Origin of the sequence: Bacillus sp. MYb209, assembly GCF_002975175.1 — a bacterium.
Lineage (GTDB): Bacteria > Bacillota > Bacilli > Bacillales > Bacillaceae_G > Bacillus_A.
In genome coordinates this window covers 1-24,006 of sequence record NZ_PCNZ01000040.1, presented here as the reverse complement: position 1 = coordinate 24,006, position 24,006 = coordinate 1, and the positions used below count along the sequence as shown (strand labels likewise).

Sequence of the window (24,006 nt, the reverse complement as noted above, 5' to 3'; positions counted from 1 at the left end):
CAAGCACAAAAACCAGCTAATGTTTGTCAAGCAGATCTGCCTTGGTACCTAAAAGAATGTTTATGGAAATGACAAATAAACCTCCATCGGCGGGGAAGTCTACGGAATTTATTGGTTATGTGCGATAGGGCTCGCCTCGGGTAAGGATGGCATAAACGTGATGTAGAAGCTTGTTGGCGCAGGCGATCACGGCCACCTTGTAGGGCTTGCCCTCTTTCTTTTTCTTATCATAGTAGGCCTTAATCCGCTCATTATTTCCTTTGCGCAAGCCACACTGCACTGCTATATATAAAGCTCGCCTTGCTTCCTGATTAAAACAGTCAGCTATCGAGAGAATTGAAGGCGCTAAAGTAATTCCGCGTATCGATACAATACAATTACTTGCAAAAACTCTGGGATTGAAATTGGATATTGTTGTCGATGAACAAGCTTCAGCATTAGCTATGGTATAAGAATGTTAAAAAAGTAGCCATGTGGTTTATTAAAACCATGTGGCTACTTTTCGTATCACGCAATATGAACTGTCTTTGTTGGCCAGCTCGAGCATCTGCATCTCATGTTCCTGGTGTTTCTGGAAGAAGTGCAACTTTGCGATCATTGTTTACAAATAATAAAGTTATAGACGGGGTACCGACCGCAAAACGGAAAAAAACCAAGTTAAGCAAATTTCGACATAAAATCCTTTGAGTTTTGTCCCGTTAAGAACATTTTGATACAACACAACATCATTTGTGTTGCATTAGAACTAAAAAAGACTAATGCAAACTAGTATTAATGCAACACAATTTAAATTAGCGTTAAAATGACTCAAAAATCCTTAGCATGGTTTTTTTCCAAAATGCTGGCGGTATCGCTTCTATGATAAAACAACACTTGTTTCAAGAAAAAAATAAAATAAACAAAACCCACAGAGAACAAGAATGTTTTCTGCGGGTTTTGTTTATTTCAAAGAAGCTTTGGGGAAGCTTGGTTTGATCAATTTTATTTTTCTAACACATCTTGCATTATAAAAATAAAATATAGAGTGTTTTGCATATACATTAGCGATAAGCTTATCTTACTTTAAATATCTTTCAAAAATCTTTCAAAAGTGTTACAAAAGTCTTTCATTGGTTTTAAAGACGCTCGGCCAAGATGAATAACAGAATCAGTTCATTCTCTACCTCACGCTAACAATAATATGTGTACTTTTTCTGTACTTGGATCTCTTTATTGTAAAGGATTCTTTTTTTGTTACAAATCCACAAATAAAAAAGATAAGATCGAAGAGTATGATCTTATCTCTAGCATAAGGGAAAAACAAAGGCAAAAACTATCTTAATTTTATAATAGTATATTTTTGTTAATTTTAAATATTAAAACCATAATTAACAGTCATATCTATATTGAGAAATTTATTATAAATTTAGTTGTAAATGTTTAAAATATCGAATATAAACTTTTAGCCAGTAGTTTACTTTCAATAAGGGGTAGGACGCCATGCCCATCAAGCTAAGATTTTGAAATATCCACAAAACGACAAAGCTAGCTTCCTTGGATACTATCGATAATGAGACGTTATGTTAACCGAGCATGAATATCCTATTCATCCAAATTTGCACAAAGTTTTCTTTGCTGATGGTACAATTAAAATCATGGAGGGGTATTATGGGAATTTTTTATGTAATAACACTTTTTCTTATATTTGGCACTGCAACATTTTTATTTATCAAGTCTGGTTCACCAAAAATTAAAGATAAAAACCTATCATTGATAATGGTCTTTCTAGGGATAAATCTAACCACAATTCCAATGGCTTATTTGGTAGGTTCGTTTGTTTCTTATACAAATGAGGCGGCAACAGAATTTACATATAATAATCCACTTTATTTTTGGAAAGGATTTTTCTTTATTCAAATAATACCGCTTTTCGTGCTATTTGTGGCTTTAATATGGTGGTTTATCCGTAAGGGCAAAGAAAAAATCGACACATAGAATTTTAAAATGACTTCCGCTAACGATAATTATGTAAATGAGCTGTCCATATGGGCAGCTTATTGTATTTTTTGCTTAGCGTGGGTTTTTTCCAAAATACTGGCGATACCCCATCGCTATCAACTTAAGAATTTTCTAGCACCCCAAAACGAGCTAACTTCTCATGGATAACTGTGGAATGACCATTTTTATGGCTTATTCGAATATTTCTTACAAGATTTAGGGGGGCGAGTTGAAAATGGATTGATTTTGGTGTAAAATTACACTAAATAAAACATTTGTTACTTTTTGGGGGGGAGAAAGTGAATAAGGAGCTTACAATTGAACTCATTTCAACGAAAATAAAGTTAATACGTACTGAAAAAGGATATACACAGGATACAATGGCTGAAGTTCTCGGCATTTCAAAAAAAACGCTTGTTCAAATTGAGAAAGGGAGAACGAATGCAGGTTGGACCAACACCGTTGCTATTTGTGCATTGTTTAGGGATAGTGAGGTTTTACAGTCTTCTCTTGGGGATGATCCATTAGTAGTAATCGAAACAATGGCCCACAATAGAACTAGCAACTTCAAAGAAAAAACATTGGGAGGAAAAGTCTGGTGGAAACAGATTCAAGAAAAAGGAAACTTTCGTTTACAACAAAATCTGATTAGCCAGCATTATCGTATTTTAGACAAACATGATTACCGTTGGTTTAATTCGTTTGATCAAGAAGAAGCACTAGATCAACTTAATAAATTAGCAACAGATTCAGAAAATCAAATAACCCCTTAAAAATACAATGAGCGAAAATAAATAGGAGGAAATTACATATGATCATCTTGAGTCTTCTTTGGATTCTCTATGTACCTTATCTTGTATTATGCGGTTTTATCGGTGGGATTTATCTAATTATTACTGGTGTTAAATATCGCAAATTACTAGCCAGTGTAATGGGGTTACTCAGCGTTTCCTTTGTCGTACTGCCTTATGTTTTTTGGGGTATGGGGGTTGATGGAGATAAATATCTTCCCATTCCAACCGAACTATACTGGATTCTATTTTCTTTAACTGGGCTACTAGCAGCATTCATTGGATTACGGTCAAAAATTAAAGGCATACGCAATATGGGATTTATTATTTTTACTAGTGGAATAGTAGGCGACCTTTTCTATTATTTAATGTCTGTACCTGATTCAATGTATATCAGATAGTTTTTACTAAACTCAACGCATCTACTACTATATGGTGACTTAATCCAATAGGATAACGTAACAAAGGTAGAGGATAAATCTCTGTCTTTCTTTATGAATCAGTAAATCAAAAGGAGATGCTATAGCACTTATAGGGGTACCGCCACATTGCTATCAAGCTAAGGTTAGGAAAGGTTAGTTTCAGAAGAACTCTTCATCTTTTTCTAAAAAACTAGTATAGATCATTGGAAATTATGCATATCAAATAAACCCTAACGGGTTTCATTTTTTTATTAGACCGCTAGATTGTCCGACATAGTACAATTATATACGACACCTAATATATCAAAGACTGTTTTCTTTTCGTATCGATGCGATTTTCGTCCGTTTCGCTGTAGGAGGTTAAACAGACGAAGAAGAATCTTTGATAATTCTTGGGTGTCTTTTTGTATGGATCGAAACAGAAGAGAAAAATAATCTTTAATCATATATATGGCTTTATATTCACTCAGCTCTTGTTTCTTCTTTATGAGAAGTAATTTCCGCATTTGAAACATAATAGAGGAACAGAGTAGAATGGCAATCAATTGTCCATACAAATGGCATTCCAATCGTTCTCGTTTTATCTTTTTACAATGATGAATGTGAAAGAATGATTTCCACGTTTTAAATAAAATTTCGATTTGCCAACGTAAAGAATACCAATCATGTACTTGTCCCATCGGGACAATATCTGTAGGGGTGTTTGTCATATATACATTGATACCACTGAGTCGTTTACTACGAGGAGAATACTTCATTCCTTTCTTTTTTTCTCTTACAGTTTGATCTTGTAATCGTTTTTGTTGTTGTTCTTTTGTTAGCCGATGAACAATCAAGCGAGTTGGTACTTTATCAGTCATTCCTACAAAAGCGTCGAATATTTCACATGTTTGTCCTGGCTGAAGAGAGTTCATTAAGACCTCCATATCTATCTGTATATACTCTGTCCCTTTTTGGATTCTTCCATCTTGAAAATAATCAGGGGTGGAATTTTTTTGATAAATACGTGTATTTGACTTAATACGAGAGATATAGTAAGCCTTTTTATCTTGTATATATTGAAGGTCTTTCAAATGAAAATAACCTAAATCTCGAATACATAAATCATTCGCTGCCACAGTTGGGACACACAGAGAACCGTAGGTCCGATCATGTTGTTTCCCTGGACCTGTATGAATATGTAGGAACTGTCCACTTAATAAATCATATTCAAGCTGAATCTTCACCCCCGCTGTATGGCTGCATCCTCCTGCACCTGGATAAACAGATGAAAATACATCGGGAAGTTGAAATGCAGTTGAATCTAAAATACGGATACGTTTGAAAATAGAGGTGTATGGAGAAGAAATCAGCTTAGTTGAAGATAACTTTTGGTTGAGAAGTTCGGCTAACAATTGTTGTAGAAATTGCACGGATGTGGCATTAAATCGTTGATTCAGTCCTTCCGGACTGATAAGTACTTCTGTTGATGCTTCTAAACAGCTACATAACTGAGTTAAAGAAGTAGTAGCAACATTTTGGCTCATCCATACACATAAAGCAACTAAATCTTTTGCTTGGTACTTACTAGTTCGCTGGACAAAACCAACATCTCTAGCAAGACCTTGTAAGATATTTGGGGATAAGAAGCTTTGAATTTCTTGAGCAAATAGTTGTAATTCATCAGATACAGAAATAGACATACAAAAACGCCATCCTTTCTATATATTTCTATGAAAAGAATAGCTTATTTTCATTGTTTTTTCGCTTAATTTCTTTAATTTTAAGAAAATTTATTTGTAATCCTAAAATATGGTTGACAACTATAGATTACGTTTGTAATATTATGTTACGGATTACAAATGTAATACAATGGAGGAATCTACCTAATGAAAGAATTACCTAAAATATCGGAAGCTGAATTGGAAATCATGAAAGTTCTTTGGTCAAAATCTCCTCAAACAGCAAATGAAGTGATTGAGTCTCTTCAGGTAACAACGGATTGGAAACCTAAAACAATTCGAACGCTTATTAATCGATTAGTACAAAAAGAAGCTGTTTCTTACCATCAAGATAAAGGTCGTATGTATGCGTATTATCCTTTAGTGTCGCAAGATAGTTATCTACAAGTAGAAACAAAATCTCTCCTAAAACGTTTCTATGGTGCGGCATTTAAGCCTTTACTTGTGAATTTCTTAAAAGAAGAAAAATTATCTTCAGAAGACATTAACGAACTTAAACGTATTCTGGATGAAAAGACTGAGGGAAATCAGAGGAAGGATAGATAATGATGATAGATATGTTTGTAAACGTCTATCTACCTCGATTTTTTGATTGGGTGATAGAAACATCCATTATGGCAAGTATATTAGTTGGTTTAATCTTATGTGTCAAAATCTTGCTTAGAAACAAGTTAAACCCGCGATGGCAGTACATGTTATGGATGATTTTAATTGTAAGACTTCTATTACCATGGTCACCAGATAGTTCCTACAGTATTTATTCCCTTCTTTCATATAGCTCTGGTGTGTCTGAGGTTTTTCAAAAGAATACTACTTCTGCTATACCAAAAGAAAGCGTGTCAGAAGATAAAACGAATCCTACAGTAACTACAAAAGAGGGTAGTTACAAATCTAACTCCGTAAATGTAATGAAAGAGAGTGACCAAACAGACAGTAATAAAAAGAAAGAAGATACTACATTTTCCGTTTATAAAGTCACTTTATATATTTGGCTTTTTGGAGTTGTCATTCTAGCAACGATAACATGTATTATGAATAGACGGTTATTTACTTACATAAAAAAGCAACCAAATATTACGGATGAAAAAATTGTTGGGATTTTTGAGAACTGTAAAAAATCTATGGCAATTAAGAAGAAAATTCCATTACGGTTGGCTGGAAAAATCTCAAGTCCGACTGTTTTTGGATTCTTTCGCCCAAGAGTATTATTGTCAAGCAGACATATGAAAGTATTGAATGAGCAACAACTACAATATATTTTTTACCATGAGCTATCTCATATGAAACGAAGAGATATAGCTGTAAATTGGGTTATGTATAGTTTAATCATTTTAAATTGGTTTAATCCGATTCTTTGGTATGCCTATTCATGTATGCGAGAAGATCAAGAACTAGCCTGTGATGCATTTGCGCTCACTTTTATCGAATCAGAGGAACAAATTGCATATGGACATACAATTATTACTCTTTTAGAACATTATTCAAGTTATTATCAAGCACCGAATCTAGCTAATTTAAGTAGAAATAAACGAACGCTAAAAAAGAGAATTCTTATGATTAAGAAATTCCAAAAGAAATCCTATCGCTGGTCTGCACTTGGAATTATCGCCATAGTTGCTGTTGCATCTATTTCTTTATTCAATGCACGTGAAATAGAAGGAGAAGAAAGGCAGAAGGGACAAGCGATAGAAAAAAGTCAAAAGTCTAAAGATGCTTTCCAAAATGCTGTGGATACATTATTAGGGACAGAAGAAAATGCGAGTAAAGAGTGGGGATTTTCTAAAAAGACATATCAACAGAAGACAGATTTTATATATTTAGCTGAAAAAGCTTTAACAAAAGAGGAGCTTGAACAGTATATACAATTGTATAAGGAAACTCTTTCTCTTCAGAAAAAAGGGATGTTTCGAAATGATTCAGAGTACCAGTTCCAAGGAAATACAAAAACTTTTAAACCGGAACGTTTAAACCGAGCGGATAATGAAAACTTAAATAAACTTTATAATCAATTGGCCCCGTTTGAGGAAAAGGTGTTTAAATCTATAACATACACAGTAGAGGAAGCAAAGCAGCATGTTGATTTTCAAATTAAGAAGCCAACTTATACAATTGAAGGGTACAATCTTAAGGATGAAAAGGTAAATTATTTTATTAAGAGAAGGCCTGAATTAATTATTGAATTAGAATATACGAGCGGAAAAGGAAACTATACAACTTATCAATCACAAATATTTGGAGAAAGTAAAGATCCGTTCCATGCTTTGTTTGCTGTAGAAGAAAACATTGAACAGTACGAATTAGAAGGAAATCAAATATTCTACGCTACTGATAACTCGGATAGTAATTTACAAGGTATGAAGATGATTGTTCCTGCAAAAGGAAAGAACAGTGCATATCAGATAGTCATCATAAATCATAGTTTAGACAATCCAGGGGAAGCAGTGTTCGATAGTAATGTGAATAAAGCGGAACTGGAAAAAATAATGCTTTCAATGCTGAAATAATAAAGAGGTGATTTGAAGGTTTATATTCTTAGAACACCTTTTAGTTATATTAAACATAAGTACAAGGAGAAAAAGAAATGTATCCTAACAAATATAACACCTTAGCACTACTTTGTATGATGTTGTTTTTTATTACTTGGATATTAATATTTTCATATGGGGATTATAACTATTCTGCTAACGATGCTGGCAGTAATTTTACTCCTGCTGAAATGAGAATATCGATTGTACTTGATATTTTACAAATGACATTTCTAGTGATGTCTTTTGTATTCGGGTTAATTGCATATTATGTTTCAGAGGACAATGGAGGATATGCAGGAATATATATCTTAGCATCTCTCGTCTTGTTTATATTGACAGGGTTTTATGATGTTGTAATAGTTTATATATTAGTAACTGAGCCAATACATTGGAAGCTTTTTTTCATGTAATTATTAAACAGGAATTGCTGGTGAAAGATAAGTTCATTACTTGCATGTTCATTCTATGTGTTTATGTTCACTGCCCAATAAAATATTATTTCACCCAAGCTCGTAATTCGTTTTCCATTCTATGATTGTGCATATTTTAATTATTTTATGAAAAACTAATAAAAATTTCCATATAATTGTTATAATATGACTAGATTGATATAAAAGTTTTTTCTATATTATATATTTGAAGGGTCCTCATGCAAAAAGAGCAAATTCTCTACTTGAGAACTTGCTCTTTTTTGCAGAGAAACATTACCAGAGGGCCCTAAGGGAGTACCCAAATTTCATAAGAAATTCTCTGTATTTCCCCGCAATAATATACAGATATAACGGAATTTTTAAATTTATAAAAAGATTAAGAGGCGATAGAGAATGAAAAGATATATTAGAATAAAAGGAATTGGCACATATTTACCAAAACGAAAGGTAGATTCTTTTGAAATAGATCGCATGCTAGATGTGCCAGAAGGCTGGACATTAAAAAAAGCTGGGGTAAAAACACGATACTTTGTTGATGGTGAAACATCTTCTTATATGGGTGCTGAAGCTGCAAAAAAAGCTGTGGAAGATGCTAAGCTAACATGGGCTGATATCGATTGTATCATCTGTGGAAGCGGAACGATTCAACAGGCAATCCCTTCTACTGCATCACTTATTCAAGAACAGCTCGGACTACAGCACTCTGGTATTCCATGTTTTGATATCAACTCAACATGCCTAAGTTTCATAACAGCACTTGATACAATTTCTTACGCAATTGAATGCGGGAGATACAAAAATGTTGTTATCATTTCTTCTGAAATTTCTTCTGTGGGATTAAATTGGGGACAAAATGAAAGTAGCATTTTATTCGGTGACGGTGCGGCAGCTGTTGTGATAACAAAAAGCGATCATACATCTTCTATTATAGCTTCTCGTATGGAAACATATAGCTCTGGTGCGCATCTATCAGAAATTCGTGGCGGTGGAACGATGATTCATCCTAGGGAATATAGCGAAGAGCGAAAAGAAGACTTCCTGTTCGATATGAATGGCAGAGCTATTTTTAAACTATCTTCTAAGTATCTGTTGAATTTTATCGAAAAACTACTTATGCATACTGGTTATTCCCTAGATGATATTGATTTAATTGTTCCTCACCAAGCAAGTGGACCAGCTATGAGACTGATTCGTAAAAAATTAGGAGTTGATGAAGAGCGCTTTATGACCATTTTTGAAGACTACGGTAATATGATTTCCGCATCTATTCCAGTCGCCCTTTTCGAAGCGATTAAACAAAAGAAAGTGCAACGCGGAAATAAAATATTATTGCTAGGTACTTCTGCAGGACTTTCTATCGGGGGCATCCTTCTTGAGTACTAAGAAAACAGTATTAATTACAGGGGCACGTGCACCAGCTGCTTTACATTTATGCAGACTGTTTCATAACAATGGGCATACGGTTATTATGGCAGATAGTATTCCTTATCCATTAAGCAAAGTTTCAAAAAGTGCTGATTACTTTTATGAAATTCCTTCTCCAAAGTGGAAAACAAATGAAAGTATACATGCGCTGTTATCAATTATTCAACGCCATAATGTGGATTTACTTATTCCAACTTGTGAAGAAATATTTTATATATCTAGACATAAAGAAGAATTAAGTCCATTTTGTCATGTATTAGTAGACGATTTTCACAAACTTTCATTACTTCATAATAAGTGGGAATTTATTCAGTTAGTAGCGAATTTAGGTTGGCAAGTTCCTACAACGTATAGAATAAATAATGAACAAGCCATAAGTTCAATGATTCACCAAACACCAGCTAATACGCCTTTTGTGCTAAAGCCGATTTTTTCACGTTTTTCTGATAAAGTGGAATTTATTACAAAAGAGGCTGCTATAAAAGAAATTATGGTAGACAAGTCAAATTATATCATTCAAGAGTTTATACAAGGAACACAGCATTGTTCCTACAGTATCGCACGATCTGGGGAAGTGTTAGCTCACTCTACCTATAAAACGGTATTCACGGCAGGTTTAGGCGCTACCATTGCGTTTAAACATATTAATCATCCTAAAATTGAACAGTTTGTTAGGCATATTGTAAAAGAGCTAGATTTCTCTGGACAAATTGCCTTTGATTTTATCATTACAGAGAATGGAGATCCTATTCCAATTGAATGTAATCCACGTACTACAAGTGGATTACATTTATTCGATGAGGAAATATTACCCGCTTTTTTTAATGCAAAAGTAAACAATACACTAATTCCGAAACCACATTCTGAGTGTGCAATTCGGTTAGCAATGCTTTTATATGGACTCCCTTACTTAAAAAGTAAACAAAAACGTAAGCGATGGTTAAAAGTTCTATGCTCCTATCCAGATATCATTTATAGTCACACGGATTGGAAACCATTTTTTTATCAGTTTTTTAGCATGTATAAATTATGGCGTGAAAGTTATAAACATGAACGGACTATTTTAGAGCAAACAACATATGACATATCATGGGACGGTGAAAATTTATGAAAATGCTAGTAACTGGTGGAACAGGCTTTCTAGGACAAAAACTCGCCTTTCGATTGATGAATATGGGCTATGAAGTAACGGCAATCGGGAGAAATAAAACAATTGGTAAATTATTAGAACAAAATGGAATTGAGTTTGTATATTGTCCTCTTGAAGACAGGAATCGTGTTCTACAAGTTTGTAAAGATAAAGATTATATCTTTCATAGCGGCGCACTTTCTTCCCCTTGGGGCAAATATGAAGATTTTTACAATGCGAATGTGTTAGGAACAAAACATATTATTGAGGGAAGTCAAAAGTCCGGTATTAAACGCCTTATACATGTATCAACACCAAGTATTTATTTCTATTATGATGAGCGACAAGATGTAGTAGAAAACGCGAAACTTCCTGATACATTTGTAAATCATTATGCAAAAACGAAGTACATCGCTGAACAAGCTGTTGATCAAGCTTTCAATCATGGTTTACCAGTTATCACGATACGTCCACGCGCTTTATTTGGTCCAGGAGATAACGCTATTCTTCCACGCCTTATTAAAGTATGTGAAAAAGGCGCCTTACCGAGAATTGGTACAGAAAATGTTCTCGTTGATATTACATATGTCGAGAATGTTGTAGATGCCTTACTTCTTTGTATGCATTCTCCAATACATACATTAGGACAAAAATACAATATAACAAATGACGAACGTGTAAATTTATATGAGGTTATTGAAAATGTAATGAAGCGCCTTGATAAGGAGGTACAATATAAAAAAATTTCCTACAAAACTGCTTTTACACTAGCTGCTATATTAGAAGGAATCTCAAAAACTATTTTATTCGGAAAAGAACCTATTCTCACAAAATATACTGTTAGTGTCCTTTCAAAAAGCCAGACATTAAGTATTGATAAAGCTAAAAAAGAACTAGGATACGCTCCAAAGATCAGTATAGAAGAAGGAATCACAAAATTTGTAGACTGGTGGAAATTACAATGAAAATCAAATCTTTAAAGTTATATGATACAGGATATTGCACACATCCAGAAAAAATTGCATACTCCAAGGGCAGTTGGAAACAAATCCGTTTTCCAGCTACAGTAGGATTACTTCAGCATCCAATCTTAGGGTATATTTTATTTGATACTGGATATGCTGGACACTTTAAAGAAGCAACGAAAAAATTCCCTTACTCTGTATATGCAAAACTTACCCCTGTTCATTTTACAGAAGAGCAATCAATTAAACAGCAACTACTACTTGATGGTATTCAGCCAGAAGAAATTAAATATATTATTCTTTCTCATTTTCATGGCGATCATACAGCTGGTCTGCCCGACTTTCCAAAAGCCAAAATACTAACCTTTGCAAAAGCTTATGAGGATATTAAAAAGAGAAGTAAATTTGGTGCTCTATTAAAAGGATGCCTAAAAGATACACTACCGCTTGATTTAGAGCAAAGGATGACATTCATTGATCAAACTCCATTTCTTAATTTACCCTCTACATATGGGGAATTTGAAGAGGGTTACGATGTATTTGATGATGGCTCATTACTTGCTGTCGACTTAACAGGACATGCAACTGGACAATTTGGTCTATTCGTCCATTTACATAGTAATAAAATTGTCTTTCTTTGTGCAGACGCAGTGTGGCTAAGTAAAACTTATAAAAACCTTGTATTTCCTAGTAAGATTGCCAACCTTTTAACTAGCGACCCAAAATCTTACCGACAGAATATTGAGAAGTTACACCATTTATCGCAAATATCACCTGAGATTGAAATTCTACCAACTCATTGTGAACATACATGGGATAAAATTAAAGCAGGGGTGCACTATGAATAAATTACGGATTCTTCAGCAATACTTGAAAACAAAATATTGCTTGAAATTTTCAAACCGAAAACAATTGGAACTATTTCATAAACAACAAATAAAAAAACAACTTTTGTTCACTATAGAGGCGTCTCCTTTCTATCGCCAGTTATATACTCCTTTTTTACAAGAAATTCAAAAGGGAAATTTGGCTGCACTCCCTATCATTGATAAAGAAGTAATGATGGAACATTTCGATACATTAAATTCAGTTGATATTTCAAAGGCAGATGCATTTCGTGTAGCATTTGAAGCAGAAAAGACCCGAAATTTCTCTCCAACAATTCGTAATATAACTGTCGGTTTATCATCAGGTACTAGTGGCAATCGTGGGGTTTTTCTCGTTTCCGAGAAAGAACAAACATTGTGGGCTGGCTCGGTTATTGGAAAGGTGCTTCCTTCTAGCATTCTACATAAACACACGATTGCTTTTTTCTTACGTGCAAATAGTAATTTATACGAAGCAACAAAAAATAAGCGAATCTCATTTCATTTTTTTGATTTACTAGATTCGTTTCATAAGCATATCACTCGATTAAATGAAGTAAATCCATCTATTTTAATCGCACCTCCGTCTATGTTACGGAAAATCGCTTACTGGCAACAAGAAGGACTTATTACGATTTGTCCCAAAAAAATTATCTCTGTAGCAGAAGTGCTTGAAGATATTGATAGAGAGTTTATTCATGCAACTTTCCAACAGACAGTACACCAAGTTTACCAATGTACAGAAGGTTTTCTTGCTACCACCTGCAGACAGGGTACATTACACATCAATGAAGATCTCGTTCATATTGAAAAAGAATACTTAGATCAGGAAAACGGGATATTCGTTCCCATTATTACTGATTTCATGAGGAAAACACAGCCTATAATACGCTACCGTCTCAATGACATATTAATTGAGAAAAAAACGGCATGCATCTGTGGTTCTCCCTTCTTAGCCTTAGAACGAATTGATGGTCGATGCGATGATATATTTATTGGAATAAGTGAATTGGATAATAGTGAGATATCTATTTTTCCTGACTTCATTCGAAGAGCCATTTTGTTTGCATCCAATGAAATTCAAGAGTTTAAAGTGATACAGCACAGCATAGACAAAATTGAAATTAAACTTAAAGTACCACCTAAACATCTCAAACCATGTAAATCAAATGTAATACAAGAGTTACATACACTGTGGTCTACTAAAAAGTGTGATATACCAAATTTTTTCTTTTCAGATTACGATATTCAATTATATGATAAAAAATTAAAAAGAATTGAAAGCCTTGTAAGGCATGGTAAACATATATGATTAAGCTACATAATGTTCATTCCTTGCACAGCATTGACTGGGACTCAAAAAAAGATGGAGCATATGTACGAGACAGCTTCCTGCCCCTCTTTCAAAAGGGCGTTACAGCATTTATTGAAAATGTTAACACTCAGCTATTTCTATTAGAAATTGATGATCTCATCTTGCCAGTTACTATTAATAACGCGGAGTTCGAAAATTCATATGTATGTTCTCCTTATACACATTACATATCCTATGCATTAGAAGAGTTATGGGAGTTAAAAAAACCATGGCTAGAGAAGCTACTTACCTATCCGATTCATCTTATGGGAAGTTGGCTACGACGAACGAATATTAATAAAGTAATTGTCGTAAATAATTGGATGCTTTCAACAAATCTTTATCATTCTATCAACAAACAACAAATCGAACAGATTACGAATTTATTTGTTGAGAAATTTCCAGAGCATACAATTCTATTTCGCTCTTTAAATAACGAATTATATCCTACAATTACACAAGCATTATCTACAGTAGGTTACAATAAAATTATGTCTCGTTCTATATACTTATTTGATCCAAAACACTATAAAGAAATGAATCGAAAAAAACGAAAAGACTTATTAAACGATAAAAGTTTATTAGAGAAAAGCAATTACGAAATAATTACGAATGAAGGATTTACAAAAGAGGATATTTTACAAATTTCCGAGTTATACAACCAACTATATATTGAAAAATATTCTGTTCATAATCCAATGTTTACACCTGCTTATTTATGGAATGCTCTTCAGCATCATTTATTTGAGATAAAGGCCATAAAAAAAGGAGATACAATAGATGGTGTCATTGCTTATTTTATTAGAGATGGAGTTATGACAACTCCTATCCTTGGCTATAATACAAACTCCGATCAGCATCAATGCTTATACCGTATTCTTTCCCTCCTTATTACAATGGATTCTATCGAAAAAGATTTAATTTGTCATCGTAGTGCTGGGGCTGGAGAGTTCAAACGAAATCGTGGTGCAAAACAGCAGATTGAATACAGTTATATGTATCACTCTCATTTGCCACCTAATCAACAAAAGGTATGGAAAGTATTAACTTGGATATTAAATACATGTATAGAACCGATGGCAAAAAAACATCGCTTTTAAAAAAAAAGAGATAAGACTCGTAATGTGTAGGAGCTATAAGTAGTAAGTATATTATTAGATTTTACATATGAAAATAATTTTTTCGGGTTACAGGATACACTTGATTCGCTTGGAAATGAATTAGTTAAAGGAATTCATTTCACAAAGAACAAAATTGATAGTAGGGGTCCCGCCACATCACCATCAAGTTAAAAAAAGCAAATACCCCAAAACGAAAAAATGAGCTTTTTTGTTACAAGTTAGTACAAAATTTCGTTCTGGGGGTACTATAAAATTTTAGCTTGATGGGCATGTGGCGGGACCCCAAAAACAAAAAAACAAAATATCAAGCATGTAGTCAACAAGAACGAAAGTTCATAGAAAACCAAACCTTAGCTTGATGGTGATGCGTCAGTACCCCAAAAAAGAAAAAATGAGCTGGATTCTCAAAATAACTAACTGTAGAGAAAGAGAATTTCCATTTAAGGTGTACTTCAAAACCTTAGCTTGGTGGACATGGGGATGGTACTCAATATTGTAAAAAACGTTCTAATAGAGTAGTATAAATTTATATTTATTGGTCGGTTGACCAAACTAAAAATAAGAAGGTGAAATACAATGTCTAATTCTAAAAAAACAGCTACTCGGGATCAAATACTAATTGCTACGTTTGAATGCTTAGCTGAAAAAGGTACAACCGCTATTACATTAAGAGATATTGCTACAAAAGCGGAAATTACTTTAAGTTTAATTCATTATTATTTTCCAACAAAAGAGGGGTTATTAGTTAACGCCACCTCTTATGTCATGCAAAAACAGATTAAAGAAATTCAGAAGGAACTCTCAAATATACAAGATTTCTCAGAGAAAATGAAAAAATTAATATTTGTAGTACATCACCAGTTCAAAAGTTCTGAATGGAGAAAAGTGTATTTTAGTTTATTAGCAGCAGCAGCCTGGTCACCGAAAATTATGGAAGAAATTCGAGTTCTACAGAACCAACTGATAGACCTAATTCAAGAATATGCGCAAACTTCCAACGTGGAAATACCAGATTTAGAAGCGTTTTCCAGGGCTTTATTGGCTTCGATGAATGGATTAGCGTTACAAGTTATGCATGGGGCTTCAGAGGAACAAATTGCTCCGGCATATGCGGTTATAGAAAAAGTATTCATTAGCATCTGTAACCCAAAAAACGCAATGAGTGATTATTAAACTATATAATTCCAAATTCATGTGCCAATCCATTATTCCATGACACCAAATGGGATGAAGGATTGCAAAACATTATAAAGTGAGGTTACAGCATGATCGCATATGGATCATTTTATTTTTTTGCTATAGTGGGGATTTTATTGATACCTACTATCGTAGCTGGATTAAGAGGTAAAATGTTGCGTAAATATAATGCTATCTTAACTCTAATTATGCTTGCTATTATCTTCTCGGATAAACCAAATCAAGCAATGATGTTAGCAGTATTTATTATTTGGCAATATGTCCTTATTAAAAGCTATTTACTACTAAGAAAACAAAATAATAATACGTTCATGTTTTACATGGCTGTTATTTTGTCGATTTTGCCACTAATTTTGGCAAAAATTGCACCATTTGTACCTGAATTAAAATTCATTGTTTTTACTGGTATATCTTATGTAACATTCAGGGCAGTACAAATGGTATTTGAAATTCGCGATGGCTTAATTAAAGAATGCTCATTTTTAAATTTCTGGGAATTCATTTTGTTCTTCCCTGCTATTTCGACCGGACCTATCGATCGGTATCGCAGGTTCCAAAAAGATATTCAAAAACCACCAAGTGCTGAAGAATATCAAAATCTGCTATACATGGGTATTAATCGTATTTTCCAAGGATTTCTTTATAAATTTATACTTGCATATCTAATAAAACAACATATTATGGATGCGATATTCGCTCAACAAGATACAATTTTATCAAATATGATTTACATGTATAGCTATAGTTTTTATCTATTCTTTGATTTTGCGGGTTATAGTGCATTCGTAATCGGTGTTAGTTATATGATGGGGATTAAAACACCAGAAAACTTTAATAAACCGTTTATCAGTCGTAATATTAAAGATTTCTGGAATCGTTGGCACATGAGCTTATCATTCTGGCTCCGTGATTTTATTTACATGCGCTTTGTCTTTTTTGCAACAAAGAAAAAGCTCATTAAAAATCGCTATATGATTTCATATATTGGCGTCTTTTTAAACTTTTTTGTCATGGGAATTTGGCACATTACTGGTCATCATATTGCTCAATATATGATTTATGCTCTATATCATATTGTTCTGTTTATTTTATTTGATATTTTCGAACGAAAAAACAAGAAGCATAAATTTTGGCCCAACAATACGTTCATGCATGTCCTTGCAATTGTGATTACATTCCATTTCGTATGTTTCGGTTTCCTAATCTTCTCTGGGCACCTAAACAATTATTTTTAATGAAAAACTTTTTTTCTCACAACTAGGGGTCACCATACATGCCCATCGACTTAAGAATTCAGAATTACCTCAAAACGAAAAGATGAGCTTTTTTGTCACAAGTTAGCACAAAATTTCGTTTTGGGGGTACTATAAAATTTTAGCTTGATGGCGATGGGTCAGTACCCCATAAAGAAAAGCCGCCACCACAACTACTGCAACTACCACCAAAGCCCATTTTAATCTCTCCTTTGAGTAGGAGGGGAAAATTAAGGTCACTCATGTATTTTAATGGATTCACTTTACCTTATGTTTTTACGTATTAATTGAGCAGGTCCTTTTGAAAATAAAGAAAAGACACCCTAAGGTGCCTTCCTCCGACTTGAACCACTTTAATTTTAATAATATGTATTGGACTCCCATTCAACTATTATTTTATTGTATCTTTCTCGTTCTTGGCATTGTTGTTCTTCTGTTTTCTTCGTTTCTTTTTTTGTTTTGACTTCTGTTTCTTCTGTACCGCAAGCGACTAACCCTAGTTAGCACCCCGGCAATAAGTAGGTTAATTTTCTTCATTATTGATCCGCCTCTTCACCTTTGTTTTGTTGTAATAACGATGAATCGACGTTCACGACTCAACCTTCGTTTGTAATTTGTTCGTTAGAAAATGAACAATTGATCGTATTAGAAAAGGTTTAAAAATAAAACTTTTCTTTTCATCTAATAAATTTACCTTTAAAGACTACATAAATACCTTTGACCATATTTGTAATTCTTTGTAAAATGATATATATAGAAAGATTATGAATATACAGGTAATCTATGGATAGTAGTTTCTAAGAAATTATTCGGGGAAAATTTCTTAGTTAAGTATATTAACTTGTTTGCACTAAATTTTACAAATAAAGGGGTATTAGGAATCATGAAAGCAAAGAAATTAGTAAGTTTAGCGTTACCAGTTATGTTATTGAGTGGTTGTATTACAATTGAAACTGATGGTAAGAAAGCTGAACCAAAGAAAGAAGAAACGCAAAAGATAGAAAAAGAGAGTAAGTCAACTGATAGCAAGAAAGAGGATAGCTTATCTGTAGCGAAAGGTGAAGATAAGGAGACAAGTAAGTCAAGTACTTCTAACTCTACTAGTTCTTCCAACTCTTCTAGTAAGGTAACTGGTTCAGAAGTTGACAAATACAAGCAAGATATTTTAGACAATGCAAATAAAATAGACGAAACACTACGATTGATTGAAGACTCAGCAAAATCAGACATTAAATCAGTAAGCTTAAAGAAGAGTGAAATACAACTTGTAACAGGTGGGTCACAAGCATATGTAAGAAAAATAAAGTATCTTGAACCACCAACTGAACTGAAAGCAGAGCATGACAAGATAAAAGAATCAATGGACTTATATTATGATGCATTCCAACTCCTTTCAGAAGCAGTAGAGGAAGAGAGTGAAAGTAAACTGAAAGAATCAATTATAAAATCAAATCAAGGTGCAAAGCTATTCGAAGAAGCAACAAAGAGTATTGCAAGTAAAACAAACTAATAATCAAAATTCATTCAAATAGGGGTATGATGTATGAAAGCAAAGAAACTTGTAGCGTTAGCAGTACCTTTCATGTTGTTAGTAGGTTGTGGTACTGATAAGACCGAAGCAAAGCCGAAAGAGAAAGTAGAGTCTAAAGCAGAGACGAAGGAGAAGTTGTCAAAAGAGAAGTATCCAACACGTATGACAAACCTCTCTTCTGAGTTAGTACAGAAAATTACAGATATAACTGAGATAGCAATGGATAAAGACAAAGATGAAAAGGTTTTGAAGAAAGAGATAATAAAAGCAGAGTCAGAGGTACAGAAAAGTATTGCTAAGTTTAAGAAAATAGAACCGCCAAAAGAGTTTGAAGACTCACATAAACAAATCCTAAAAGCGGTAGATTGTTATAGTAAAGCCTATTCATTACAAGTTGAAATCATAAAAGGTAAAGGGAAAATTACAGACGAAGACAGAAACAAAACTCAAAAGTCAATGGACTTAATTAAAGAAGGTAATGAGTATTGGAATAAAGGCTATGCACCACTTCAAGACGCCCAATTAGACCAAGCAAACGAACTTGGTAAGAAAACAGGCGTACAATTCGATAAGACTTCAACTTCTGATTCTGAGGATGGCAATGTACAAGTATCAAAAGACGGTAAAGAGTTGCTAGGCGAATGGGGTAGTTATAAAGGTTCTGAGTTCCATAAGGGCTTAGACTTCCGTGAAGATAATTCATTTACCGCTTATGATGATACAGGTAAATCATCTTATGAAGACAATCATATGACAGGAACATGGTTGTTCGATGCAGACAAGAAACAAGTTACATTGTTACCTACTGAGTTTGTAAAAGACGGTAAGAAAATAGATGCAAAGAATACAAATGCATTTGTAGAGTATAAACTTGAATTCTTACGAGCAGGTTCTCTAAAAATGACTGACGGTAAAGGTAATACTATAACAGGGGAAAGACGTAAATAATCACAAAAAAAGGGGTAGGAGAAATGAAGTTTAATAAACTAATAGGTGTTACTGTTCCACTCCTACTATTGTTTAGTGGTTGTTCCTCTGATAAAGTAAACATCAAGTCAGACAGCAAATCACTACAAGAAAGAAAAGTAGATAAAGTGAAACCTGTAGATGTAGGTAACTATTCAATAGAAGATTACATTAATTCTCTTTCAGACATAGCTTTAGAGATGGAGGATAAAGTAACGGAAATGGATAATTTACTCCAAGGAGAAGACCTTCCATTTCATAACAAACATAAGTATATAAAACTAGCAGAAGAATCAATAGACTTGTCAGTGAAAGCTAGAGAGTTAAAAGTACCAAAAGAATTCGAAGAGGTACATAAAGACGTTGATAAAGCTATGCAGATGTACAGTACTGGTTTTCAATACCAAATAGACTATATAAAAAAGCCAGACCCTAAAAACTCAAATAAAGCTTTAGAGATTATAACAGAAGCAGGTAACTTATGGGAAGAAACATCTGAGAGAATAGGTAAAGAATACAGTAAAGCAGTATTACAATAAACTTGTCAAAAAGGGTATACAACTATGAAAGCAAAGAGACTAGTAAGTTTAGCACTTCCAATCATGTTATTAGGAGGTTGTGCTACAGATTCAGTAGAGAAGAAAGCAGATACAAAAGTAGAAGCAAAAACAAAAGTAGAAGAGAAAGAAAAGTTATCGGGAACTGACTACATGGCTCGTATGTTCGCATTAGATAACACATTAGAGACGAAGATAGCTGAACTAGTGGAACTGTCTGCTAAAACAAAGGATAGAAGCAACGATATAAAGGCGTTAAACAAAGAAATATTAGAAAAAGCAGACGAAGTAAATGAAGCACTTGCTGATTTTGATAAAGTCGAACCACCTAAAGAATTTGAAGAACCACATAAGACGATTCTAAAAGCAGTAGACTGTTATAAGGAAGCATTTGAAACACAGATTAAACTTGGAAAAAGTGGTTCTATTAGTAAAGAAAAGACAAAGGAATTACAGGAGTTAATGCTTAAAGGTAATGACTACTTAAAAGAAGGATACAAACCGATTAAAGATGCATATGACGAAAAGATGAAGTCAAAAGCTAATGAACTTCAAAATAAAAGTGTAGGAATATCTCAAAACGGTAAAGAGTTACTAGGTGAATGAGGTAGTTCAAAAGGTGGTAAGTTTACTAAAGGATTAGACTTTAAGGAAGATGGTACATACATTATATACGATGATGTGAATAACACACCTTATGAGACTACTCATATGCAAGGTAAATGGTCTTATAATGCAGAAAAGCAACAAGTCAAGATGACAATAGACGAGTTTGTAAAAGACGGTAAGAAGGTAGACCCTAGTCAAATGAAAGAATCTATAGACTATGATGTTATGTATTTCACATCGGATTCCTTAGTTATGATGGATGCTGACGGAAACAAGATAGACGTGGTAAAACCTAAGTAAGTCACTGTAAAGGTTCTAAGGGGTAAGACAAAGAAATGTAAACAGGCTATCTAACAAAAGGTAGTCTGTTTACATGGTTCTGGTGCAAAAACTTCAAGATAATTGCAATTAATCTCTAAATCTTGGACATACTGATACTATTACTCTAAAAAAGGTGCGTGATCAGTATGGAAAAGCGAAATTTATTCAAGTGGAACAAGATCATCGATTTATTAAAAAGCGAGTTCGTTCGATGTTAGGATTGAAATCCTTTCGCACAGCTACATCCATTATTTCTGGAATAGAAGCTATGCATATGGTAAAAAAAGGGCAACTTATTTTACTGGACAAGTCTGTCCAAAATCAAGTGAAGTTCATCCATCAACTATTTGGAATTGTTGCTTAAGACTAGATTCCACTAGGAAACTTTTCGCCTCTTTATATCTTTCCTAAGTATTTGCACCAGAACCCTTATATGCAATATTGCATATAAGAATGTATTGATAAAAATGTAAGCGCTTACTATAATGAAAGCATAAAGATAAATCATATCTTAGCAACAACAAAAGAGGAGGAAATAATATGACAATCGCAATGACAATTTTAAAATTTGTAGGTGGAGTACTCCCATTAGTTCAAGAACTTTTAAAAGCATTTATGTAAGTTCATTATTTAGCAATTATTTATAAATAATTATCATACCTTAATACGAAAAAAAGGAAGAAGTTGATTTTTTTGAAGACTACAAAAAATACTAAAGGAAAAAAATTACTAGCAAGTTTATTAATCGGCTTTTGCACTATTAATTATTCATCTATTTCCTTCGCTGAAACACCTAAAAGTAATTCAGCTAATGCACCAAAACAAGCTATTGACATTGATACTGGCATAACAAATCTAAAGTATAACAATCAAGAGGTTTTAGCAGTAAATGGGGATAAAGTGGAGAGTTTTGTTCCGAAAGAAAGTACAAATTCAAATGGTAAATTTGTAGTAGTTGAACGTGAGAAAAAATCACTTACAACTTCACCAGTCGATATTTCGATTATTGATTCTGTGGCTAATCGTACTTATCCAGGAGCAGTACAACTTGCAAATAAAGCTTTTGCAGATAATCAACCTAGTTTATTAGTGGCTAAGAGAAAGCCTTTGAATATTAGTATAGACTTACCTGGCATGAGAAAAGAAAATACAATTACTGTCCAAAATCCTACATATGGTAATGTGTCTGGAGCAGTAGATGAGTTAGTATCTACTTGGAATGAAAAGTATTCAAAAACAAATACGTTACCTGCAAGAATGCAGTATACTGAATCTATGGTGTATAGTAAGTCTCAAATCGCAAGTGCTCTTAATGTTAATGCTAAATATCTTGACAATGCACTGAACATTGATTTTAAAGCGATTGCAGATGGAGAGAAAAAAGTGATGGTTGCGGCATATAAGCAAATCTTTTATACCGTAAGTGCAGAACTACCAAACAATCCATCAGACCTTTTTGATAATAGTGTTACGTTTGATGAGTTAACTCGTAAAGGGGTAAGTAATGTGGCCCCGCCTGTTATGGTGTCAAATGTAGCTTATGGCAGAACAGTTTATGTAAAATTAGAAACATCATCTAAAAGCAAAGATGTACAATCTGCTTTTAAAGCTTTAATTAAGGGTCAAGGCGTTGAAGCGAGTGGACAGTACAAGGATATTTTTGAAGAAAGTACCTTTACTGCTGTGGTATTAGGCGGAGATGCAAAAGAGCATAACAAGGTTGTTACAAAAGATTTTAATGAAATCCGAAATATCATTAAAGATAATGCAGAATTAAGTTCTAAAAATCCAGCATACCCAATTTCATATACAAGCACTTTCTTAAAAGATAACGCAACGGCTGCTGTTCATAACAATACAGATTATATCGAGACGACAACTACAGAATATTCAAGTGCGAAAATGACGCTTGATCATTACGGTGCATATGTTGCTCAATTTGATGTATCTTGGGATGAATTCTCATATGATGGAAATGGGAAAGAAGTATTAACCCATAAAACTTGGGAAGGAAACAACCAAGATAAAACGGCTCATTACTCTACAGTAATACCACTTCCACCGAATTCAAAAAATGTAAAAGTCGTAGCGAGAGAATGTACAGGTCTTGCATGGGAATGGTGGAGAACAATTATTAATGAACAAAATGTTCCATTGACAAATGAAATAAAAGTTTCAATTGGAGGAACAACTTTATACCCAACTGCTAATATTAGTCATTAGGTAGAAGTGAAGCACCCTGTAAACAGGGTGCTTTTTTACTTGGTCACAAGTTATCGGGATCTTTCTCAAATATAGCATACTCATCAGATGGCGATGGAGTGTAACCACATTTAGAAAACTTTGCAACAGAACCTCCACTTGCTTACTTATTTTACATCTTTTGAGAATATATCCACACCTATCGGCATATATCTTAAACACAATAGATATGTGAAAGGGTGAGAGTATGATTTCATCATATTCAGTAAGATACATTTTAATAACAGGTAATACTTTTATAAAAAAAGTAATCACTGTATATGCATCTTCTGCGTTCTTTGCCATTGAAAAAATCAAAAAAGAATTAGAACGCCGCTTTTCTAATCCTACAAAAATTGAAGTCTATGCAGTATAAATATTTAAAACCATTTAAACACAAGGTGAAACCAATATCGGTTTCACCTTGTCCTATTTTAAATTTATTGTATATTAATTACACATTAAAATTCATCATCACCAATTAAATTTCCTGCATCATTATCTTTAGTAAGTCTTTGCTTTAAGTAATTTTCTTTTGTAGTTCTATCATTTTTATGACCTACTGCAGCCGCTATTACATGAGGTGCTAGTCCTTTGTAGT

Annotated in this window: 21 protein-coding genes and 4 pseudogenes; 22 read left to right on the top strand and 3 right to left on the bottom strand. The window is 33.6% G+C overall.

The window, feature by feature from the left end:
- Positions 1-115: 115 nt before the first annotated feature.
- Positions 116-238, bottom strand: a pseudogene (locus CQZ94_RS27595) (IS110 family RNA-guided transposase); the annotation flags it as partial.
- Between the two features lie 1,409 nt (positions 239-1,647).
- Here CQZ94_RS27595 and CQZ94_RS27590 point away from each other — a divergent pair.
- The 3 genes from CQZ94_RS27590 (at position 1,648) to CQZ94_RS27580 (ending at position 3,169) form a co-directional block, all read left to right on the top strand.
- Positions 1,648-1,974 carry a hypothetical protein gene (locus tag CQZ94_RS27590; RefSeq protein WP_105588048.1) on the top strand — a complete coding sequence of 109 codons (327 nt, stop codon included), beginning with the start codon at positions 1,648-1,650 and terminating at the stop codon, positions 1,972-1,974.
- A gap of 302 nt (positions 1,975-2,276) precedes the next feature.
- The gene (locus tag CQZ94_RS27585) at positions 2,277-2,750 is read left to right on the top strand and encodes a helix-turn-helix transcriptional regulator (RefSeq protein ID WP_105588047.1); all 474 of its coding nucleotides are present in this window, start codon (positions 2,277-2,279) and stop codon (positions 2,748-2,750) included.
- Between the two features lie 38 nt (positions 2,751-2,788).
- Positions 2,789-3,169 (top strand): ammonia permease, encoded by a 381-nt coding sequence (locus CQZ94_RS27580; protein WP_105588046.1) that lies wholly within the window; start codon positions 2,789-2,791, stop codon positions 3,167-3,169.
- 272 nt (positions 3,170-3,441) lie between these two features.
- Here CQZ94_RS27580 and CQZ94_RS27575 read toward each other — a convergent pair whose 3' ends face one another.
- The gene (locus tag CQZ94_RS27575; RefSeq protein WP_105588045.1) at positions 3,442-4,872 is read right to left on the bottom strand and encodes an IS4 family transposase; all 1,431 of its coding nucleotides are present in this window, start codon (positions 4,870-4,872) and stop codon (positions 3,442-3,444) included.
- 186 nt (positions 4,873-5,058) lie between these two features.
- On the opposite strand from CQZ94_RS27575, the gene CQZ94_RS27570 reads away from it, so the two are divergent.
- From CQZ94_RS27570 to CQZ94_RS31405, 19 genes and pseudogenes are all read left to right on the top strand, one after another.
- Positions 5,059-5,457: a BlaI/MecI/CopY family transcriptional regulator gene (locus CQZ94_RS27570; protein WP_105588044.1), complete on the top strand. Its 399-nt coding sequence runs from the start codon at positions 5,059-5,061 to the stop codon at positions 5,455-5,457.
- 2 nt (positions 5,458-5,459) lie between these two features.
- A complete protein-coding gene (locus CQZ94_RS27565) occupies positions 5,460-7,415 on the top strand; it encodes a M56 family metallopeptidase (protein WP_142395953.1) in 1,956 nt (651 codons plus the stop codon).
- 77 nt (positions 7,416-7,492) lie between these two features.
- The gene (locus tag CQZ94_RS27560) at positions 7,493-7,849 is read left to right on the top strand and encodes a hypothetical protein (RefSeq protein WP_105588042.1); all 357 of its coding nucleotides are present in this window, start codon (positions 7,493-7,495) and stop codon (positions 7,847-7,849) included.
- Positions 7,850-8,263: 414 nt separating this feature from the next.
- Positions 8,264-9,253 (top strand): beta-ketoacyl-ACP synthase III, encoded by a 990-nt coding sequence (locus tag CQZ94_RS27555; RefSeq protein WP_105588041.1) that lies wholly within the window; start codon positions 8,264-8,266, stop codon positions 9,251-9,253.
- A complete protein-coding gene (locus CQZ94_RS27550; RefSeq protein WP_142395952.1) occupies positions 9,243-10,406 on the top strand; it encodes an ATP-grasp domain-containing protein in 1,164 nt (387 codons plus the stop codon). Before CQZ94_RS27555 ends, CQZ94_RS27550 begins: the two co-directional genes overlap by 11 nt.
- Entirely contained in the window at positions 10,403-11,389 is a 987-nt protein-coding gene (locus tag CQZ94_RS27545) for an NAD-dependent epimerase/dehydratase family protein (protein ID WP_105588040.1), read from the top strand. The genes CQZ94_RS27550 and CQZ94_RS27545 overlap by 4 nt, the downstream gene beginning before the upstream one ends.
- Positions 11,386-12,237 carry an MBL fold metallo-hydrolase gene (locus tag CQZ94_RS27540; RefSeq protein WP_105588039.1) on the top strand — a complete coding sequence of 284 codons (852 nt, stop codon included), beginning with the start codon at positions 11,386-11,388 and terminating at the stop codon, positions 12,235-12,237. The genes CQZ94_RS27545 and CQZ94_RS27540 overlap by 4 nt, the downstream gene beginning before the upstream one ends.
- Positions 12,230-13,567 carry a F390 synthetase-related protein gene (locus CQZ94_RS27535; protein WP_105588038.1) on the top strand — a complete coding sequence of 446 codons (1,338 nt, stop codon included), beginning with the start codon at positions 12,230-12,232 and terminating at the stop codon, positions 13,565-13,567. The genes CQZ94_RS27540 and CQZ94_RS27535 overlap by 8 nt, the downstream gene beginning before the upstream one ends.
- Entirely contained in the window at positions 13,564-14,709 is a 1,146-nt protein-coding gene (locus tag CQZ94_RS27530) for a hypothetical protein (RefSeq protein WP_105588037.1), read from the top strand. Before CQZ94_RS27535 ends, CQZ94_RS27530 begins: the two co-directional genes overlap by 4 nt.
- Before the next feature lie 597 nt (positions 14,710-15,306).
- Positions 15,307-15,903 carry a TetR/AcrR family transcriptional regulator gene (locus tag CQZ94_RS27525; protein ID WP_105588036.1) on the top strand — a complete coding sequence of 199 codons (597 nt, stop codon included), beginning with the start codon at positions 15,307-15,309 and terminating at the stop codon, positions 15,901-15,903.
- 92 nt (positions 15,904-15,995) lie between these two features.
- Complete coding sequence (gene dltB, locus CQZ94_RS27520; RefSeq protein WP_105588035.1) at positions 15,996-17,162, top strand: D-alanyl-lipoteichoic acid biosynthesis protein DltB; 1,167 nt, start codon at positions 15,996-15,998, stop codon at positions 17,160-17,162.
- Between the two features lie 901 nt (positions 17,163-18,063).
- Positions 18,064-18,690 (top strand): hypothetical protein, encoded by a 627-nt coding sequence (locus tag CQZ94_RS27515; protein ID WP_105588034.1) that lies wholly within the window; start codon positions 18,064-18,066, stop codon positions 18,688-18,690.
- 33 nt (positions 18,691-18,723) lie between these two features.
- Positions 18,724-19,659: a DUF7018 domain-containing (lipo)protein gene (locus CQZ94_RS27510; RefSeq protein WP_105588033.1), complete on the top strand. Its 936-nt coding sequence runs from the start codon at positions 18,724-18,726 to the stop codon at positions 19,657-19,659.
- A 23-nt stretch (positions 19,660-19,682) separates the two neighbouring features.
- Complete coding sequence (locus CQZ94_RS27505; RefSeq protein ID WP_105588032.1) at positions 19,683-20,216, top strand: DUF7018 domain-containing (lipo)protein; 534 nt, start codon at positions 19,683-19,685, stop codon at positions 20,214-20,216.
- Between the two features lie 24 nt (positions 20,217-20,240).
- A complete protein-coding gene (locus CQZ94_RS27500) occupies positions 20,241-20,840 on the top strand; it encodes a DUF7018 domain-containing (lipo)protein (RefSeq protein ID WP_308728122.1) in 600 nt (199 codons plus the stop codon).
- A gap of 30 nt (positions 20,841-20,870) precedes the next feature.
- Positions 20,871-21,143 (top strand): annotated as a pseudogene (locus CQZ94_RS32280) (DUF3994 domain-containing protein); the annotation flags it as partial.
- A gap of 190 nt (positions 21,144-21,333) precedes the next feature.
- Positions 21,334-21,528 (top strand): annotated as a pseudogene (locus tag CQZ94_RS27495) (DDE-type integrase/transposase/recombinase); the annotation flags it as partial.
- Between the two features lie 320 nt (positions 21,529-21,848).
- Positions 21,849-23,387 (top strand): thiol-activated cytolysin family protein, encoded by a 1,539-nt coding sequence (locus CQZ94_RS27485; RefSeq protein ID WP_105588031.1) that lies wholly within the window; start codon positions 21,849-21,851, stop codon positions 23,385-23,387.
- Positions 23,388-23,613: 226 nt separating this feature from the next.
- A complete protein-coding gene (locus CQZ94_RS31405) occupies positions 23,614-23,781 on the top strand; it encodes a hypothetical protein (protein ID WP_000625960.1) in 168 nt (55 codons plus the stop codon).
- Between the two features lie 85 nt (positions 23,782-23,866).
- Here CQZ94_RS31405 and CQZ94_RS27480 read toward each other — a convergent pair.
- Positions 23,867-24,006: pseudogene (locus CQZ94_RS27480) on the bottom strand (tyrosine-type recombinase/integrase); the annotation flags it as partial.

Coding starts and splice junctions, on each gene's coding strand:
- CQZ94_RS27590 (WP_105588048.1), top strand. CDS start 1,648: ATGGGAATTTTTTATGTAATAACACTTTTTCTTATATTTGGCACTGCA.
- CQZ94_RS27580 (WP_105588046.1), top strand. CDS start 2,789: ATGATCATCTTGAGTCTTCTTTGGATTCTCTATGTACCTTATCTTGTA.
- CQZ94_RS27575 (WP_105588045.1), bottom strand. CDS start 4,872: ATGTCTATTTCTGTATCTGATGAATTACAACTATTTGCTCAAGAAATT.
- CQZ94_RS27570 (WP_105588044.1), top strand. CDS start 5,059: ATGAAAGAATTACCTAAAATATCGGAAGCTGAATTGGAAATCATGAAA.
- CQZ94_RS27565 (WP_142395953.1), top strand. CDS start 5,460: ATGATAGATATGTTTGTAAACGTCTATCTACCTCGATTTTTTGATTGG.
- CQZ94_RS27560 (WP_105588042.1), top strand. CDS start 7,493: ATGTATCCTAACAAATATAACACCTTAGCACTACTTTGTATGATGTTG.
- CQZ94_RS27555 (WP_105588041.1), top strand. CDS start 8,264: ATGAAAAGATATATTAGAATAAAAGGAATTGGCACATATTTACCAAAA.
- CQZ94_RS27545 (WP_105588040.1), top strand. CDS start 10,403: ATGAAAATGCTAGTAACTGGTGGAACAGGCTTTCTAGGACAAAAACTC.
- CQZ94_RS27540 (WP_105588039.1), top strand. CDS start 11,386: ATGAAAATCAAATCTTTAAAGTTATATGATACAGGATATTGCACACAT.
- CQZ94_RS27535 (WP_105588038.1), top strand. CDS start 12,230: ATGAATAAATTACGGATTCTTCAGCAATACTTGAAAACAAAATATTGC.
- CQZ94_RS27530 (WP_105588037.1), top strand. CDS start 13,564: ATGATTAAGCTACATAATGTTCATTCCTTGCACAGCATTGACTGGGAC.
- CQZ94_RS27525 (WP_105588036.1), top strand. CDS start 15,307: ATGTCTAATTCTAAAAAAACAGCTACTCGGGATCAAATACTAATTGCT.
- dltB (WP_105588035.1), top strand. CDS start 15,996: ATGATCGCATATGGATCATTTTATTTTTTTGCTATAGTGGGGATTTTA.
- CQZ94_RS27515 (WP_105588034.1), top strand. CDS start 18,064: ATGAAAGCAAAGAAATTAGTAAGTTTAGCGTTACCAGTTATGTTATTG.
- CQZ94_RS27510 (WP_105588033.1), top strand. CDS start 18,724: ATGAAAGCAAAGAAACTTGTAGCGTTAGCAGTACCTTTCATGTTGTTA.
- CQZ94_RS27505 (WP_105588032.1), top strand. CDS start 19,683: ATGAAGTTTAATAAACTAATAGGTGTTACTGTTCCACTCCTACTATTG.
- CQZ94_RS27500 (WP_308728122.1), top strand. CDS start 20,241: ATGAAAGCAAAGAGACTAGTAAGTTTAGCACTTCCAATCATGTTATTA.
- CQZ94_RS31405 (WP_000625960.1), top strand. CDS start 23,614: ATGATTTCATCATATTCAGTAAGATACATTTTAATAACAGGTAATACT.